Here is a 16,898-nt window from a genome sequence, read left to right as displayed (position 1 = left end):
GTAGCCACACCCCCTCCGTCGCCTTTGGCGACACCTCCCCCAGAGGGGGAGGACCTATTTCACCGCCCCTGCCAGATCTCCGGCCGCTGGGCGAGGAAGGCCGACAGCTTGTCGGAGATGCCCTGCTGGTCGCGGGCCGAGGGGTGCCAGTCGCAGCCGGTCAGTTCCATCTCGCCCACCGGGATGACGGCCAGGCGGGTCTCGCCGCCGGCCGTCAGGGTCTCGGCGACGCGGTCGACCTGGGCGGCGATCTCGCTGTCGGCGCTGGGCGGGGCCAGCAAGATGACGAAGGCCTGGGGCTGGCGGGCGCGGATGTCGCGCACGAAGCGGGCGTAGGTCGCCACGTAGTCGTCGCGCAGGGCCTGGCGGTCCTTCCACGGCTCGCCGGGCTTCAGCGGGGTGGAGAAGTCGTTGGTGCCCAGGTTGATCACCACCACCTGCGGACGCCAGTCGTCGTTGGCGTAGGCGGGCGCGGCGCCCAGCAGGGCCTTGGGCCAGGCGAGCGGCAGGGTGTCGCCGGCCATGCCGTCGAAATTGCGCACGATCCCGCGGCCCGAGATGGCGTTGACCTGGCGCTCGGCGCCGAAGCGCTGGGCGGTCAGCGGGCCAAACGCGATGGAGTTGTCGGTGGTCATCCACACCCCGTCGCCGGGGCAGGCCCGGACCTCGGAGGCGTCGCCGTAGCCGACGCTGTGGGAGTCGCCGATGAACTCGATCTGGCGGCGGGGCGCGGCCAGCGGCAGGGGGCGGCCGCCGTCGAGGAAGAAGCCGCCGAACCGGGCGGGCGCGGCCTGCATCTCGTTGACGACGCTGGCGGCCACCAGGTGGCGGCCGTTGGCCAGGCCCTCGATGCGGTAGAGGCCGGGGGCGGGCTTGATCAGCCGGCCGACCGGCGAGCCGTCGATGGACAGGTGCAGGATCTGGTCGCCGGCCCCGACCTTGAACAGCACCGCCTCGCCGGCGAAGGCGGCCTCGAAGCGGGCGCTGGGCCACTGGTAGGTCCAGCCCTCGGGCCCGGCCACGACGCGGCCGCCGGCCAGGGCGGGCAGGGGCGTCCGGGCGGCGGTTTCAGGGGCGGGGGCCAGGCGCGGCTGGGCCAGCCCAAGGGCGGGAACCAGGGCGGCCAGAGCCGCGGCCGTCAGAAGCCCTCGAAGTCCCATCGCGCCCTCCCGTCGTGTGCGAGGGCTTCGTGTAGCGGGTGGGGGCAATAAGGAAAGACGGAAAAGGTATTCCTCGTCGCAGCTTTCCCTCCTTCGTCATCCCGGAAAGCCCGCAGGGCTTATCCGGGACCCAGGGGGGCTGGGCGTTGAGGTGAGGTTCGCGGCTGAAGCGCCGTGCCGGCCGCCCCTGGGTCCCGGCTCTCCGCTTCGCGGAGCCTGTCCTCGGGCGCGCTTCGCGCGACCCGGGGGGCCGGGATGACGACGCTTGGGAGCGGGGTTCAGCCCTTGGGCGGAACGAAGCCCTCGGGCAGCTCCGCGCCGCGCAGGTCGCAGCCGGCGAGGTTGGCGCGCGACAGGTCTGCACCGATCAGGCGGGCGCGGGCGGCGCTGGCGCCCGACAGGTTGGCGCTACGCAGGGTGGCGCGGGTGAGGTCGGCGCGCAGGGCGCGGCCTTCGCCGATGACCAGCGGCCCGAGCTTGGCGCCCGACAGGTCGGCGCGGGCCAGGTCGGCGTCGGTCAGGCGCGCGCCGCGCAGGTCGGCCTTGCGCAGGTTGGCGCCGCGCAAGTCGGCGCCGATCAGGTTGGCGCCCTGCAGCTCGACGCCTTCCAGGTCCATGCCGAACAGGATGGCCCCAGGGGCGGCGAGGCCGCTGAGCTTGCGGCCCTTAAGGCGGCGCAGCGGCCGGAAATCGACCTGCGGGATGTTGATCGCCCGGCCCTCGGCCCCGCTGGTGGCGCAGAAGCGCTCGTGCGTCTCCAGCAGTTCGTGCAGCGGCTGGTCGTCGACATAGATCAGCGGCGGCGGGGCGCGCAGCACCTCGGCCAGGTCGGCGTCCTCGAGATTGGCGCCCGAGGTGTCGACCCCGGTCATCACCGCCCGCCGCAGCAGGGCGCCCGACAGGTCGGCCCCGAAGATCTCGGCGCCCGACAGGTCGACCCGGTTCATGGTGGCGTTGTTCAGCCGCGCGCCCGACAGGGTGGCGCCCGAGAGGTCGGCGTCGGTCAGGTCGGCGGCGCGGGCGAAGGCGCCCGACATCTGGGCCCCGCTCATCTTGGCGCCCTTCAGCAGGGCGTAGTCGAGGCCGGCCCCGTCCTCGGCGTGGCGCAGCAGGCGGAAACCCTCGGCGCCGTCCTGCACGGCGGTCAGGCCCTCGCGCAGGTCGCAGCCGGAGAGGTCGGCCCCCGACAGGTTGGCGCCGCGCAGATAGGCCCCGCGCATGTCGACGCGGGTCAGGCGCGCGCCGCGCAGGTCGGCGTCGCGCAGGTCTGCGCCGTAGAGCACCGCCCGGTCAAGGATCGCGCCGCGCAGCGAAACCCCGGCCAGGAGCGCGCCGGTCAGGTCGGCCTCGGAAAGATCCGCGCCGTCGAGCTCGAAGTGCGACAGGTCCAGATAGGCCAGGGTCGCGCGCCGCCCGCCGGGCAGGCCCTTCATGTAGCGGCCATGCGCCTCCACCGCGGCCTTGACGGCGGCGGCGGGAGCCTTGCGGATCAGGCTCTGCGGAGATGCGGCGGGAAGGGGCGACATTGGCTTTTTTATCAAGCGGTTCGGCCGGTTATGCCTTTGCTCCGCTTAAGGAACGGTTTGTTTTGCGGCTGTGAAACAAGTCACAGCCAGCCCTTGCGACGGAACCACAGCAGCGGAATCACCGCCGCGGCCAGCATCAGGCCGAGCGCCCAGGGATAGCCCTCGGCCCAGCGCAGCTCGGGCATGTGCTCGAAGTTCATGCCGTAGATCCCGGCGATCAGGGTGGGCGGCAGCAGCACCGCCGAGAACACCGAGAAGATCTTGAAGATCTGGTTCTGCTCGATGTTGATGAAGCCCAGCGCTGCGTCGAGCAGGAAGGTGATGTTGCCCGACAGGTAGCTGGAATGGTCGGTGATCGACTGCACGTCGCGCTGCAGCGATTTCAGGTGGTCGCGCAGGTCCTTGTCGCCCTCGAACTGCTCGGCGAGGCTGGCGAAGGACAAAAGGCGCGCCAGGCTGACCAGGCTGTCGCGGGCCTTGGCGTTGACGTTCTGGGCCCGGCCCAGGCGGTCGAGAATCTTTTCGAAGGCCGCGCCGCGCGGGCGGCCGAAGATGGTGCGCGACTGGGTCTCGACCTCGCCGGCGGTGCGCTCGAGGATGTCGGCGGTGCGGTCGACGATGGCGTCGAGCAGGCCCAGGAAGGTCTGGGGGCCGTGCGGGCACAGGCTGGGCTGGCGCTCGGCCTGGGCGGCGAACACCGAGAAGGCGCGCGGCTCGACGTAGCGGATGGTCACCAGCTTGTCGCCGGCCAGCACGAAGGTCACCGGGGCCGCCGTGGGCAGCTCGCCCTCGGCGTTGACCAGGATGGTGGCGGTCATGAAGGTGCCGCCGTCCTCCTGGTAGAGGCGCGAGGAGGCCTCGATCTCGGCCATCTCCTCGCGGGTGGGCAGCAGGAGGCCGATCGACTGTTCGACGGCCACTTCCTCGGCGCGGGTGGGGTCGACCAGCTCGATCCAGACGGCGTCGGTCGGCAGCCGCCAGTCGGGCGTCTGGCCGCCCGGCTCGAAGCCCGGGGCGCCTTGTCGGAGAACTCTCAGCATGGATCGACCCGGACCTTCACCTCACGGGTGTGGCAGGGGCTTTGGGTCGCGTCAACGCACCTGGGCGTCGATCGATGTGGAGATCAGCGCGGCGGCTGGGCCGGCTTGTCTTCGCCCTGGGCGGCGGCGATCAGGGCGGCGATGCGGTCGGTAGAGTCGGCGGCCTGGTTGATCATGTCCAGCGGGTTGGCGCGGACCGACGAGGCGACCTGGTTGGCGGCTTGCTTGGCCAGCGACACGGCGGCGTTCTGGGCGAGCGCCAGCTTGCTGGTCGCCGCGGCGATCGTGACCGCCTGCTGGTTCTGATAGATGAAGCCGTGGGTCGGATAGACCGTGGTGCCGAGATCGCGGATCGGGTCGTACCAGACCTTGACCTGGCTCCAGTCGCCGTTGGGCGAGACGTCGACGACGGTGACGTCCTTTTCGACCTGGCCGCGGGCGCCGTTCATGACGGACCAGTTGGCGTGGGTGACCTGGATCACCCGGTCGGTAAGGACTTGCGAAACGAAGGCCACGTGGCCGAGGTTCATGCGGCCGGTGGGCTTGAAGCAGAGAACGGCGCCGGCCTTGGGCGTGAAACCGGTCTCGTACTTGCCGGTGGCCTGGCCCCACCAGGTGCGGGCGTCGCCGAAGATCTGGATGCCCGACATCAGGCGGGCGAAGGGCACGCACTGCCAGTACCCGTCGGCCACGGCGCTCGAGATCGGCGCGAGGCTGATCATGGCCGCAGCGGCCAGGGAACCCCAAAGGGCTCTCTTCCGTTTCGTCATGCTTGGGTACTCCCCCGCGTCACTGGGTAGGGGGATAACCCTGACGGAAAAATATGAAAAGAGTGTTTATTAGGCCACAGTGGCGGTTGCCGCCGCGCTACGGCGCCGTTTGGCCATAGACTTCATCAAGTCCCGGGCCGGCTTTTCCACCAGGTGGTAAGAGGCCGCCGACAGTGGAATCAAGGCTGCAACGATTAACGCCCAGGCGGCCAGCGGCAGTTTGTCGCCCTCTATGTTCAAGAGCTTTGCCGCACCGTTGATCGCCAGGATCTTCCACGGAATACAGATCATGTAGGTCGAATAGCTGATTTCGCCAAAATACACGAACGCGCCTTGAGTGGCGAAGGTAGAGCCGGCCTTGGCCAGGCGCGCCAGCGATAGAATAAATCCGCCCAAAATGGTCACGATCAACGCATCGGGCGCCTGAAGCTGCACCGTAAGGAGCAGAAGAAGGCCCGCGCAAGCGGCGCCGATTCCCGCGCCGCGCAGGCTGACCTCCTGGCTCTTCCACAGGGTGTAGAGCGCGCAGCCATAGAAGAAGCACGGCACGATGCGCAGGGCGCCCCAGCGGATCGTGGCCTCGGTCAGCGGGAAGCCGGCCAGCCTTTCGAAGGCGGGATAGAGCATGCCGATCACCACCAGGGCCGCGCCCGTCAGCACCAGCGGACGGCTGCGCAGCTTCCAGGCGACGAAGGCGAAGGCGGGGAAGGAAAGATAGGCGAACCACTCGGCCGAGATCGACCACGAGGGGTGGTTCCAGCCCGACACGGGAGCGAAGCCCCAGGCCTGGACCAGCAGCAGGTTGGCCGGCAGGGCGTCCCAGGCCAGCATGTTCTTGTCGACGGCGATGCCGGCGATCCCGGCGGCGATCGCCATCAGGCCCACGCCCGCCAGGGTGAAGAGGTGCAGCGGATAGACCCGCGCCAGCCGGTTCCACAGGAAGCCGCCATAGCCGAACCGCCCCTCGCCGAAAGCCGTCAGATAGACGTGGCAAAGGATGAAGCCCGACAGGATGAAGAAGGCCTCGACGCCCAGATAGCCCTTGGCCACGACGCCGGGAACCGCACCAGCCGCAGCGAGGTTTGGCCAGTAGTGGTACATCACCACCCAGAAGGCGGCGAAAAACCGCAAGGCGGTTAGGGGCTTGATATGGGCGGCGTCAGGCATATCTGCTTCTTCCGTGTCCGAGTTTCGCCGCAATTCGCCGACCGCCGTTTGGCGGCCGCGGCGGGCTCAGCGGCGGGCTGGGACCTGCTCAATTCTCACCCAGCCTAGTCAGGACCCATGAACGAACTCCTTCAACTCGCCACCGACCCGGGCGCCTGGGCCGCCCTCGTCACCCTGGTGACGATGGAAATCGTGCTTGGGATCGACAATCTGGTGTTCATCTCGATCCTGTCGAACCGGCTGCCGCCCGAACATCGCCAACGCGTGCGCCGCATCGGCATCTCGCTGGCGCTGATCATGCGCCTTGCTTTGCTGTCGACCATCGCCTTCATCGTCGGCCTGACCGCCCCGGTCTTCAACCTGGGCATCGTCGGCCCCCTGGGCAGCCACGGCGAGCCGGCCTTCGAGACCGCCTTCTCCTGGCGCGACCTGATCCTGATCGCCGGCGGCCTGTTCCTGATCTGGAAGGCCACCAAGGAGATCCACCACACGGTCGACCCCAAGCACGAGAGCCACGACGTGCTCGACAAGACCGGCGCGGTGATCTCCAACGTCGGCGCGGCGATCTTCCAGATCATCCTCTTGGACCTGGTGTTCTCGATCGACTCGATCCTGACCGCCGTGGGCATGACCGACCACCTGCCGATCATGGTCATCGCCGTGATCGCCGCCGTGACCGTGATGCTGCTGGCCGCCGACCCGCTGGGCAACTTCATCAACGCCAACCCGACCGTGGTCATGCTGGCCTTGGGCTTCCTCTTGATGATCGGCACCGTGCTGATCGCCGAGGGCTTCGGGGTGCACGTGCCCAAGGGCTACATCTACACCGCCATGGCCTTCTCGGCCGGCGTGGAGGGCCTGAACATGCTCTCGCGCCGCGCGGCGGATCGGAAGCACAAGAAGGAGTGACCCTGATCCTTCTCCCCTTGCGGGAGAAGGTGTCGGCGAAAGCCGACGGATGAGGGGGGCTCAGGCATGAAGCGCCGCGAAAGCTGATCAGCTTTCGCGGCGTTTCTGTTTCGAATAACCCCTCACCCGACCTCCCTTCGGGAGGCCACCCTCTCCCGCAAGGGGAGAGGGATCTCAGTGCGCCGCCGGCGGCGGCTGGCGTCTGGGGGCGCGCTGCAGCATTCCCCGGGCGATCTCCTGCTCGCCGATCAGGGCCTCGGTGGCGCCCATCTGGCTCAGCAGCTCGACGTCGGCGTCGGTGTAGGCGCGGGCGATGATGCGGGCGTCGGGGTTGGCCGCGCGGGCCTGCTCGATGATCCGCGCCGCCTCGAACGGACTGGGCACCGCCACGAAGACGTGGGTGGCCTTGTCCAGGCCCGCCTTCATCAGCACCTCGGGCCGCACGGCGTTGCCTTGCACCACCTCGTAGCCCGCCTCGCGCAGTTCGGCGGCGCGCTCGACCTCGTCCTCGATCACCACCAGCGGCGTGCGGTTCTTCAGGCCCTCGGCCACCGTGCGGCCCACCCGGCCGTAGCCCACCAGCACCGCGTGCGGCTGGGCGGCGGCGGCCACCGGCGCGGGGGCTTCCCGGGCCGAGACCTTGACCATGGCCTTGTCGAGCCAGGCGAACAGCAGCGGGTTGATCAGGATCGACAGGATGGCGCCGGCCAGGATCAGGTCGCGGCCCTCGGGCGGCAGCAGCTTCAGCGACACGCCCAGGCCCGCCAGGATGAACGAGAACTCGCCGATCTGGGCCAGGCTGACCGAGATGGTCAGGGCCACGCTGCGCGGGCGCTTGAAGGCCACGACGATGAAATAGGCGGCCACCGACTTGCCCAGCACGATGATCGCCACGGTGGCCAGCACCGCCAGCGGCTCGCGCAGCAGCACCATGGGATCGAACAGCATTCCGATCGAGACGAAGAACAGCACCGCGAAGGCGTCACGCAGCGGCAGGGTCTCGTTGGCGGCCTGATGCGACAGCTCGCTCTCGGCCATGATCATGCCGGCGAAGAAGGCGCCCAGGGCGAAGGACACGCCGAACAGGGCGGCCGAGCCGAACGCCACGCCCAGCGCGATGGCCAGCACCGCCAGGCGGAACAGCTCGCGCGAGCCGGTGTGGGCGATGCGGTGCAGGATCCAGGGAATGACCCGCCGGCCGACGATCAGCATGAAGGCGACGAAGGCGGCGACCTTGCCGATGGTCAGGGCGAAGGCCCCGAGAATGCCGCCCGAGGCGCTGGTCGTGGCGACCCCGCCCAGCGCGCCCGACAGCGCCGGCAGCAGGACGAGCGCCAGAACCATGGCCAGGTCCTCGACGATCAGCCAGCCGACGGCGATGCGGCCGCGGTCGGTCTCGATCAGCCGGCGCTCCTGCAGGGCGCGCAGCAGCACCACGGTCGAGGCCACCGACAAGGCCAGGCCGAACACCACGCCCGGACCCCAGCCCCAACCCAGCGCCACCGCCAGGCCCACGCCCATCAGGGTGGCGGCGGTGATTTGGGCCACCGCGCCCGGAATGGCGATCTTGCGCACCGCCATCAGGTCCTTGACCGAGAAGTGCAGGCCCACGCCGAACATCAGCAGGATGACGCCGATCTCGGCCAGCTGCGGGGCCAGCTCCTGGTCGGCGACATAGCCCGGCGTAAAGGGGCCGACGATGACGCCCGCCAGCAGGTAGCCGACCAGCACCGGCAGCTTCAACCGATTGGCGAGCGCGCCGAAGATGAAGGCCAGGCCCAGGCCCGCGACGATGGTGGCGATCAGCGAGGTGTGGTGCAAAGGGCCTCCTTGACGGTCATCTTTTTCGGGCGTACTCAACCATTATGGGTGACGAACCCGTGGGACACCAGATGCCACACGCAAAAATTCTCCTTCCTGCCCAGTGTCGGGGCGCCCGCGGGCTGCTCAACTGGTCGCAAGGCGAGCTCGCGGACAAGGCGGGGGTGTCGCGCAGCACGGTCAAGGACTTCGAGACCGAGCGCCACGCCTTGCACCATAGCACCGAACGGCTGCTCATCGAGGCGCTGGAAGAGGGCGGGGCGATGCTGATCCCGGCGGCGGAGACCGGCGAGCCCGGCCCGGGCGTACGGCTGAAGAAGGTCGTAGACTAGAGACAGGAACCTATCGAGGAGGGGCGGGGGCGTTGAACCACGAGGTTTCACCGGCGGACTACAAGGATCTGGTCCTGTTCCTGGCCACGGCCGGGATCGTTGCGCCGCTGTTCAAGCGCCTTCGCATCAATCCGATCCTCGGCTTCCTGCTGGCCGGGGTGATCCTTGGACCTTTCGGACTTGGCCGGCTGATCGGCGTCGCGCCGTGGCTCGACTACGTCACCGTCGACAATCCCGACGAGATCGGCCAGCTGGCCGAGTTCGGCGTCGTCTTCCTGCTGTTCATGATCGGGCTGGAGCTGTCGTGGGAGCGCCTGCGGCTGCTGCGCAAGTACGTGTTCGGCCTGGGCGCGGCCCAGGTGATCGGCTGCTCGCTGGCCCTGGGCGCGGTGGCGATGATGCTGGGCCAGACGCCGGTGGCGGCCCTGGCCATCGGCTCGGCGCTCACCTTGTCGTCCACCGCCATCGCCGTGCCGGTGCTGGCCGAGCGCAAGCGCCTGCATGCCGAAGGCGGGCGCGCGACCTTCTCGGTGCTGCTGTTCCAGGACCTGGCGGTGGCGCCGATCCTGATCACCCTGGCCATACTGGGTCGCGGTCACGGCGAGTTCGACGCCCGCGGCCTGCTGGCCCTGCTGCCGGCCGCCGTGGGCCTGGGCGTCATCGTGCTGGTCGGGCGCCTGGCGCTGCGGCCGATGATGCGCTCGGTCGCCAAGGCCAAGAGCGAAGAGATGTTCATGGCCGCCTGCCTGCTGGTGATCATCAGCGCCGGCCTGGTCAGCTCGCTGTCGGGCCTGTCGATGGCGCTGGGGGCCTTCGTGGCCGGCGTGCTGCTGGCCGAGACCGAGTACCGCCACGAGGTCGAGGTCAAGATCGAGCCGTTCAAGGGCCTTCTGCTGTCGCTGTTCTTCGTGTCGCTGGGCATTCGGCTGGACCTGTCGCTGCTGGTGGCCTCGCCGGTGCTGGTGCTGGGCACGGCGGTGGGGCTGGTGGTGATCAAGGCCGCCATGGTGTTCGGCCTTGGCCGGCTGTTCGGCCTTTCGAACCGCGCCTCGGGCGAGGCGGCCCTGGCCCTGGCGGCCGGTGGCGAGTTCGCCTTCGTGCTGCTGGCCAACGCCATGGACGCCGAGGTGGTCGAGCCGGCCATCGGCCAGGCGGTGCTGGTGGCCGCCACCCTGACCATGTTCCTGATCCCGGTTCTGACCGGCGTGGGCGCGCGCCTGGGCCGCAAGGCGCCGGCCGAGACCACCGAGGCGCCCGACGGCGTCGACCTGTCGGTGGAGGAGCCCAAGGGCCGGGTGCTGGTCGTCGGCTTCGGGCGCGTGGGCCGGCTGGTTGGCGAGATGCTCGACCGCCACGAGCTGCCGTGGATCGCCATCGACCGCGACCCGCGCCTGGTCGAGCAGGGCCGCCGCGCCGGCCACCGGGTCTATTTCGGCGACGCCGCGCGGGTGGAGCTCCTGGAACGCTGCGGTCTGGACTACGCCCGCGCCGTGGTCGTCACCATGGACGGCCCCGAGGCGGCCGAGGCGGTGGTCGAGGCCGCCCGCGGGCACCGCCCCGACCTGACCATCGTCGCCCGCGCCCGCGACGCCCGCCACGCCGCGCGGCTCTATGAACTGGGCGCCACCGACGCCGTGCCCGAGACCATCGAGGCCTCGCTTCAGCTCTCGGAGGCTGTTCTGGTCGACATCGGCGTGCCGATGGGCCTGGTCATCGCCTCGATCCATGAGCGTCGCGACGAGTATCGCAAGGTGCTCAACCGGCCGGACGCCCTGGGCGGGCGCCGCCGGCGCCTGCGCGACGCCGGCTGAGGCGACGGGGCCGGGGAGGGCGTTCCGCCGGGCAGGTATCCCGACACCGTGCGCGAAACTTGGCTGTTTGCGTTGTTTTTCAGCCCTCAAGGCGGCCTGGACGCTACGGAAGGCCTTGCGCGGAAACGCTTTGCGTGCGAACCGGAAGGCGCGGGCGCCTTCGAGGAGACCATCTTGCCGAATTCGGCGGGTGGGAATTCGCAAGGCGTGTCCGCGGGGTGTCGCGGGGGACTTCCGTCTTCAGTGAAACTTTGGGCGGTGTTGCCGAGCCGACACTTTCGCGGGGCGTGCGCCTTGGTATAACGATGCTCGGCCGTTGGGCCGTGCAGGGCAATAGAGGGCTCTTGATATGAAACTCAAACTCCTGGCGGGAGCCGCCCTGGCCGCGGTGTTCGCCGCGTCGGGCGCTTCGGCCCAAGAGACCGGCTGGTACGGCGCGGTCGACCTCGGCTATCACTGGCCGACGGGCATCAACAGCGAGTCGGACGCGAACGCGCCGGACGGCCAGCACTACCACTGGACCTGGAAGTCGGAGTCCGATTGGGCCGGCTTCGTGCGTCTGGGCTACCAGTTCACCCCGAACTGGCGCGCTGAACTCGAAGGCGGCTACCGTCCGGGCGACCTGGAAGGCGTCCGCGGCAACCCGGTCCGTCAACAGCCGATCGCTCTCTGCACGCCTGGCGTGACCCGCACGGCCGCCGCGCCGAAGTGCGGTTCGCCGGACGGTTCGGTCGAGTCGTGGTCGCTGATGTTCAACGTCCTGTACGACTTCGCGCCGGACGCCAAGATCAACCCGTTCGTCGGCGCCGGCCTCGGCGTCAACCGCCTGGACGTCCAGACCCTGGGCCAGTTCAGCGGCGTTCGCGCTCCGATCACCGCGACCAACCCGGCCATCCAGAACCTGACCGTCGACGACGACGATATCGCCATCGCCTGGCAGGGCATCGCCGGCCTGGCCTGGAAGGCGACCGACAAGCTGAAGCTCGACGTCACCTACCGTTACTTCGCCACCGACGACCACAGCTGGAAGTCGACCGGCTCGCACTCGCTGCAGCCCGGCACCTTCGAAGGCCAGTACAAGGACCAGTCGCTGACGGTCGGCCTGCGGTACTCGTTCGCGGCTCCGCCGCCTCCGCCGCCGCCCCCGCCGCCGCCGCCGCCCCCGCCGCCTCCGCCCCCGCCGCCTCCCCCGCCGCCGCCGCCTCCGCCGGCTCCGGCGCCGTTCGAGGCCAAGGAATTCATCGTCTACTTCCCGTTCGATCAGTACGTGCTGACGCCGGAAGCCCAGTCGGTGGTTTCGGAAGCCGCCAAGTACGCCAACGACGGCAAGGCCACCCGCATCGTGGTCGTCGGTCACACCGACACCTCGGGCTCGCCGAAGTACAACGTCCGCCTGTCGGAACGTCGTGCGAAGGCCGTGGCCGACGCTCTGGTCGGTCTGGGCGTCGCCCAGCAGACCCTGGCCGTCGACTGGAAGGGTGAAACCGCCCCGGCCGTCGCCACCGGCGACGGCGTGAAGGAACCGCTGAACCGTCGTTCGACCATCTCGATCAACTTCTAAGATCGAGGTCGGACGGAAGTTCAGTCTTCCCGACGAATGCGAAGGCCCCGGAGGAAACTCCGGGGCCTTTTGCTTTTGATCCTCCCCCGTGAAACGGGGGAGGGGGACCACGAAGTGGTGGAGGGGGCGTGACTGGCTCGGCGCTCTGTCCCTCGCCCCTCCGTCACGCTGCGTATCCGCAGCGCGCCACCTCCCCCGCTTCGCGAGGGAGGAGCGGGGTGAGCGGTAGACGCAAACGTCCCCCTCCGACCCGCTGCGCGGGCCACCCTCTCCCGCAGGGGGAGAGGGGGTGCTCTAGCCGCAACCGCTCCATCTATCCCCGCTCTTTTTTGCTCCGAACCCTTCCGAAGAATCCGGAATCGTCGGGTGTCCGAGCCCTCCGGTCGCGGAGTTTCGTTAACGCTGGTGCGGCGCGTTGACGCGGCGAAAAATTATCGTGTGGGCAAACCCTTGATCCACACGGAGAACCTCGACGCGTTCACAGCTTGTTAACGAAAAACTCGCGTCGGAGGCGCTCCGACCCGTTGACGAAGCGGCGGCGTCTGTGGCCCCATATATGGGTTCAGGGGGCACGAAGCCCACTATATGTAGCGGCTTACGGAGAGGCGGACGGCTTCTCGCAAGCGCATGGTAAATGGACGGGTTCTGCTCATGACCGCTGGTGAAGCGACCAAGATTCAACCTGCCGCGCGCCCTGCGTCGGCCTTCAAGGAGCGCCCGGCCCTGGCGCTGGTGCGCAAGGTCCAGGTGGACCGCTCGCGCGACGCGCTCCTGACCGATTTCGGCAAGACCACGCTGGAAGACCGCTATCTGCTGCCGGGCGAGTCCTACCAGGACATGTTCGCGCGCGTGTCGACGGCCTTCGCCGACGACGCCGACCACGCCCAGCGCGTCTACGACTACATGAGCCGCCTGTGGTTCATGCCGGCCACCCCGGTGCTCAGCAACGGCGGCGCCGACCGCGGCCTGCCGATCAGCTGCTTCCTCAACGCCGTCAACGACAGCCTCGACGGCATCCTGGGCGTCTGGAACGAGAACGTCTGGCTGGCGGCCAACGGCGGCGGCATCGGCACCTACTGGGGCGGCGTGCGCTCGATCGGCGAGAAGGTGAAGGGCCAGGGCCAGACCTCGGGCATCATCCCGTTCATCCGCGTGATGGACAGCCTGACGCTGGCGATCTCGCAAGGGTCCCTGCGTCGCGGCTCGGCCGCCGTCTATCTCGACATCCACCACCCGGAAATCGAAGAATTCCTCGAGATCCGCAAGGCCTCGGGCGACTTCAACCGCAAGTCGCTGAACCTGCACCACGGCATCTCGATCACCGACGAGTTCATGCACGCCGTGCGTGACGGCCAGAAGTTCGGCCTGCGCTCGCCCAAGACCAACGAAGTGCTGCGCGAAGTCGACGCCCGCGGCCTGTGGCAGAAGATCCTCGAGCTGCGCCTGCAGACCGGCGAGCCCTACCTGATCTTCTCTGACAGCGTGAACCGCGCCATGCCGGCGTTCCAGCGCGAGCTGGGCCTGAAGGTGCGCCAGTCGAACCTGTGCAGCGAGATCATGCTGCACACCGGCACCGACCACCTGGGCCAGGAACGCACCGCGGTGTGCTGCCTGTCGTCGGTGAACGCCGAGACCTATCTGGAGTGGCGCGACCACCCGACCTTCATCGAGGACGTCATGCGCTTCCTCGACAACGTCCTGCAGGACTTCATCGATCGCGCGCCGGACGCGGCCTCGACCGCCGCCTACGCCGCCATGCGCGAGCGTTCGGTGGGCCTGGGCCTGATGGGTTTCCACTCGTTCCTGCAAAGCCAGAACGTGCCGTTCGAAAGCGCCCTGGCCAAGAGCTGGAACATGCGGATGTTCAAGCATCTGCGCCGCGAGGCCGACAAGGCCTCGATCGCGCTGGGCCAGGAAAAGGGTCCGTGCCCCGACGCCGCCGACCGCGGCTCGATGGAGCGCTTCTCGCACAAGCTGGCCATCGCCCCGACCGCCTCGATCTCGATCATCTGCGGCGGCACCTCGGCGGGCATCGAGCCGATCCCGGCCAACATCTACACCCACAAGACCCTGTCGGGCTCGTTCGCGGTGAAGAACCCCTACCTGGAGAAGCTGCTCGAGGAGAAGGGCCAGAACACCGACGTGGTCTGGGGCTCGATCCTGGAGAACGAGGGCTCGGTCCAGCACCTGGAATTCCTGAGCCAGGACGAGAAGGACGTCTACAAGACCGCCTTCGAACTGGATCAGCGCTGGGTGGTCGAACTGGCCGCCGACCGCACGCCGGAAATCTGCCAGAGCCAGTCGGTCAACGTCTTCTTGCCGGGCGACGTCGACAAGTGGGACCTCCACATGCTGCACTGGATGGCCTGGGAACGCGGCGTCAAAAGCCTCTACTACCTGCGCTCCAAGTCGGTGCAGCGCGCGGCCTACGCCGGCGCCGACGGCAAGGACGAATCGGTCGCCGGCGGCTTCGACGCTCCGGCCAAGACCGACTACGAGGAATGCCTCGCCTGCCAGTAATGCGGGCGTACTAGAGCGACGATTAACCACAGCGGCGCGACACATCGCGCCGCTGTTTTTCTGTGCGGAACCAATACAGTCATCGACTGTTCACCGAACGCCGGCGTTTTCCTGGTGGACGTATCCGAATAGCCGGATACGGTGGGCGTGATTGGGATTGGGGAATCCGCAATGCGTATCGTTTGCGTGACGATCGCGACGTGCTGCGGCGCCGCATTGGCGCTTTCCGCAGCATCGTCGGAAGCTGCTGGCCGCAAGGGCAAGCGCAAGGCGTCGGCCAGGCCGGCCGCCGCTGCGCCGACGCTCGCGCCTGTTCTGCAGAAACTGGATCTGACCCGCCGCGGCGAGGCCGAAGCGCCCGCGCCGTCGGCCGCCGCCTTCACCGCCCGTCCGGTCGCTTCGCGCGCCGCCGAAGCGCAGGGCGAGCTGTTCGCCGTTTCGCCGGCCGGTCTGTACGGCGACGCCAACCTGCTGGACGCCGACCGCTATTATGACGCGCGCGGGCCGGTCAGCTGGCGTTCGGGCAACTATGTCGTCGGCGACAACGGCCATCGCGTGGATTCCGTGCGCGTATCGGTCGCCAGCTCCTCGCGCCTAGCCCAGAGCGCGCCGCTCAGCCTGGTGCGTCCGGGCGCGGCCAATTTCGAAACCGACAGCGTCGATGTCAGCGTCTCGCGCGGCTGGCCCGCGGCGGTCAAGTTCGGGGCCGGCAAGCTGGCGGTCGACTTCACGCCGCACGCGGGCGTGGGCTTCGGCGGGGCTGGCGGTTCGGCCGAGGCCGGCGGCATGGTCCGCATCGGCAAGAGCGTCGAGGATCGGGTGATCAGCGGCCTGGGCGTGCGCGACGGCCGCGAGACCTTCGGCGACCGTGGTCGCTGGTACCTGTTCGCCGGCGCCAGCGGTCAGCTGGTCGGCATGAACCTGCTGCGCGGTCAGGAGGGCGACTGGACGCGGGCCGGCGTCACCTCCGACACCGGCAGCCGCCTAGTCGGCGACGCCCAGGCGGGCCTGGGCTGGCGGCGTGGTCCGATGCAGGCCTCGGTCGGCTATATCCGCCGCGAGATCAAGGCCAAGGACCAGATCATGGGCATGGCGACCCAGGAAGACTCGGTCGTGGCCCTGTCGTTCAGCCTGAAACCGCATTGGTGACCGGCGTTTGATTTGACCCCGCGACCTCGCGGCGCTTGAGTTTCCGGCCGTGATCATGCAGCTAGCGTCGATCCGTCCGCAAAATCGTCGAGCGTCATGAGCGAGAGCGAGCCCCCGCGCCGCAAGATCCTGAGCCTGAAGAGCGGCGTCGCCGCGCCTGGCGGCCCGCCGCCGCTTGAGCGGCTGCAGAAGGCCGTCAAGGTCGTGACCCCCGAGCCTGCCCCGCCGCCGCCGCCCCCGGCCGTCGGCGACTGGAAGTGCAAGCCCTGCGGCACCCGCTTCGATCCGCCGGTCGAACTGGCCGACAGCGACCACGTACGCTGCCCCTCGTGCAACGCCCGCCTGGGCCTGGCGTCCGACTTCCGCGCCGATCCGCCGAACCTCGCCAAGCTGCGCGCGCGCCACCTGAAGAAGGCCGGCTGAGCGCAGGCTTGCGTCCGTATCCGATGGGGCGGGCGCGCAAGATTGAAACACCCAAGCTCATCATCCCGGAAAGCGCGTAGCGCTTATCCGGGACCCAGGCGACCGGGCGCGGAGCCTGGGTTCGCCGCAAGAAGGCGGCCGATGTATTGCCGGTCGCCCCTGGGTCCCGGCGCGCCCGCCCGCTTCGCGGACGCACGGCCGGGATGACGATCTCAAGAGGCTGAAGGCGAGTTTGTCGTCCCCGCGCGCCCCGGCCAGCTCTGGCGCTGGGCCAGCACCCGGGCCACCTCGGCCATGTTCTCCATGCCCCAGGCGCTGAGCGGCTCCAGCGCCTTGGTCAGGCTCAGGCCCAGCGGGGTCAGGCTGTAGTCGACCCTGGGCGGAACCTCCTTGTAGTCGGTGCGCACGATCAGGTCGTCGCCCTCCAGCTCCTTCAGCTGCTGGATCAGCACCTTGTCGCTGACGCCGCGCACGGCCCGGCGCAACTCGCCGTAGCGGGTGGGCCCCTGCAGCAGGAAATAGAGGATCAGCGGCTTCCACTTGCCGGAAACCACGCGAAGCGTCGCGTCCAGCCCGCAGCTGAAGCCGGTGGTGCAGAGGGGAGCGTCGCTCATCTTCCCGGGTCCTGAACTTTCTGGGTGCTTACCAAAAGGTGCATACTTGTCGATAGGTATGTAGGTCGCCAATTCCCTTGCCGCCATACTGAAGG

14 protein-coding genes and 1 pseudogene are annotated in these 16,898 nt (G+C 68.8%); 7 read left to right on the top strand and 8 right to left on the bottom strand.

Annotation, left to right across the window (positions count from 1 at the left end):
- Positions 1 to 59: 59 nt before the first annotated feature.
- The 6 genes and pseudogenes from P7A99_RS20715 to P7A99_RS20695 all read right to left on the bottom strand — a co-directional run bounded on the left by P7A99_RS20715 (position 60) and on the right by P7A99_RS20695 (position 5,663).
- Positions 60 to 1,160, bottom strand: coding sequence for an SGNH/GDSL hydrolase family protein (locus tag P7A99_RS20715; RefSeq protein WP_277795643.1), 1,101 nt, complete (start codon positions 1,158 to 1,160; stop codon positions 60 to 62).
- Positions 1,161 to 1,279: 119 nt separating this feature from the next.
- Positions 1,280 to 1,366 (bottom strand): annotated as a pseudogene (locus tag P7A99_RS25265) (hypothetical protein); the annotation flags it as partial.
- 72 nt (positions 1,367 to 1,438) lie between these two features.
- Entirely contained in the window at positions 1,439 to 2,686 is a 1,248-nt protein-coding gene (locus P7A99_RS20710; RefSeq protein ID WP_277795642.1) for a pentapeptide repeat-containing protein, read from the bottom strand.
- An 80-nt stretch (positions 2,687 to 2,766) separates the two neighbouring features.
- Complete coding sequence (locus P7A99_RS20705) at positions 2,767 to 3,726, bottom strand: magnesium transporter CorA family protein (protein WP_277795641.1); 960 nt, start codon at positions 3,724 to 3,726, stop codon at positions 2,767 to 2,769.
- An 83-nt stretch (positions 3,727 to 3,809) separates the two neighbouring features.
- Positions 3,810 to 4,496: a CHAP domain-containing protein gene (locus tag P7A99_RS20700; protein ID WP_277795640.1), complete on the bottom strand. Its 687-nt coding sequence runs from the start codon at positions 4,494 to 4,496 to the stop codon at positions 3,810 to 3,812.
- A 69-nt stretch (positions 4,497 to 4,565) separates the two neighbouring features.
- Positions 4,566 to 5,663 carry an acyltransferase family protein gene (locus P7A99_RS20695; RefSeq protein WP_277795639.1) on the bottom strand — a complete coding sequence of 366 codons (1,098 nt, stop codon included), beginning with the start codon at positions 5,661 to 5,663 and terminating at the stop codon, positions 4,566 to 4,568.
- Between the two features lie 117 nt (positions 5,664 to 5,780).
- Here P7A99_RS20695 and P7A99_RS20690 point away from each other — a divergent pair, with 117 nt between their 5' ends.
- Positions 5,781 to 6,572, top strand: coding sequence for a TerC family protein (locus P7A99_RS20690; RefSeq protein ID WP_277795638.1), 792 nt, complete (start codon positions 5,781 to 5,783; stop codon positions 6,570 to 6,572).
- 174 nt (positions 6,573 to 6,746) lie between these two features.
- On the opposite strand, the gene ybaL is transcribed toward P7A99_RS20690, so the two are convergent.
- Positions 6,747 to 8,393, bottom strand: coding sequence for a YbaL family putative K(+) efflux transporter (gene ybaL / locus P7A99_RS20685; RefSeq protein ID WP_277795637.1), 1,647 nt, complete (start codon positions 8,391 to 8,393; stop codon positions 6,747 to 6,749).
- Between the two features lie 71 nt (positions 8,394 to 8,464).
- Between ybaL and P7A99_RS20680 the strand changes: the two genes are divergently transcribed.
- The 6 genes from P7A99_RS20680 to P7A99_RS20655 all read left to right on the top strand — a co-directional run bounded on the left by P7A99_RS20680 (position 8,465) and on the right by P7A99_RS20655 (position 16,189).
- Positions 8,465 to 8,725, top strand: a complete 261-nt coding sequence (locus tag P7A99_RS20680) for a helix-turn-helix domain-containing protein (RefSeq protein ID WP_277795636.1) — start codon at positions 8,465 to 8,467, stop codon at positions 8,723 to 8,725.
- A 32-nt stretch (positions 8,726 to 8,757) separates the two neighbouring features.
- On the top strand, positions 8,758 to 10,536 hold the full coding sequence (locus P7A99_RS20675) for a cation:proton antiporter (protein ID WP_277795635.1): 1,779 nt from the start codon (positions 8,758 to 8,760) through the stop codon (positions 10,534 to 10,536).
- A 349-nt stretch (positions 10,537 to 10,885) separates the two neighbouring features.
- Positions 10,886 to 12,097 carry an OmpA family protein gene (locus tag P7A99_RS20670; protein ID WP_277795634.1) on the top strand — a complete coding sequence of 404 codons (1,212 nt, stop codon included), beginning with the start codon at positions 10,886 to 10,888 and terminating at the stop codon, positions 12,095 to 12,097.
- 645 nt (positions 12,098 to 12,742) lie between these two features.
- Positions 12,743 to 14,617, top strand: a complete 1,875-nt coding sequence (locus P7A99_RS20665; protein ID WP_277795682.1) for a ribonucleoside-diphosphate reductase subunit alpha — start codon at positions 12,743 to 12,745, stop codon at positions 14,615 to 14,617.
- Between the two features lie 171 nt (positions 14,618 to 14,788).
- Positions 14,789 to 15,766, top strand: coding sequence for a lipid A-modifier LpxR family protein (locus P7A99_RS20660; RefSeq protein WP_277795633.1), 978 nt, complete (start codon positions 14,789 to 14,791; stop codon positions 15,764 to 15,766).
- Between the two features lie 96 nt (positions 15,767 to 15,862).
- On the top strand, positions 15,863 to 16,189 hold the full coding sequence (locus tag P7A99_RS20655; protein ID WP_277795632.1) for a hypothetical protein: 327 nt from the start codon (positions 15,863 to 15,865) through the stop codon (positions 16,187 to 16,189).
- A 212-nt stretch (positions 16,190 to 16,401) separates the two neighbouring features.
- On the opposite strand, the gene P7A99_RS20650 is transcribed toward P7A99_RS20655, so the two are convergent.
- Positions 16,402 to 16,803, bottom strand: a complete 402-nt coding sequence (locus P7A99_RS20650; RefSeq protein WP_277795631.1) for a winged helix-turn-helix transcriptional regulator — start codon at positions 16,801 to 16,803, stop codon at positions 16,402 to 16,404.
- Between the last annotated feature and the right edge of the window lie 95 nt (positions 16,804 to 16,898).

This window comes from Caulobacter endophyticus (assembly GCF_029543245.1).
Taxonomy (GTDB): Bacteria; Pseudomonadota; Alphaproteobacteria; order Caulobacterales; family Caulobacteraceae; genus Caulobacter; species Caulobacter endophyticus_A.
This window is presented reverse-complemented; position numbering and strand designations above follow the sequence as displayed.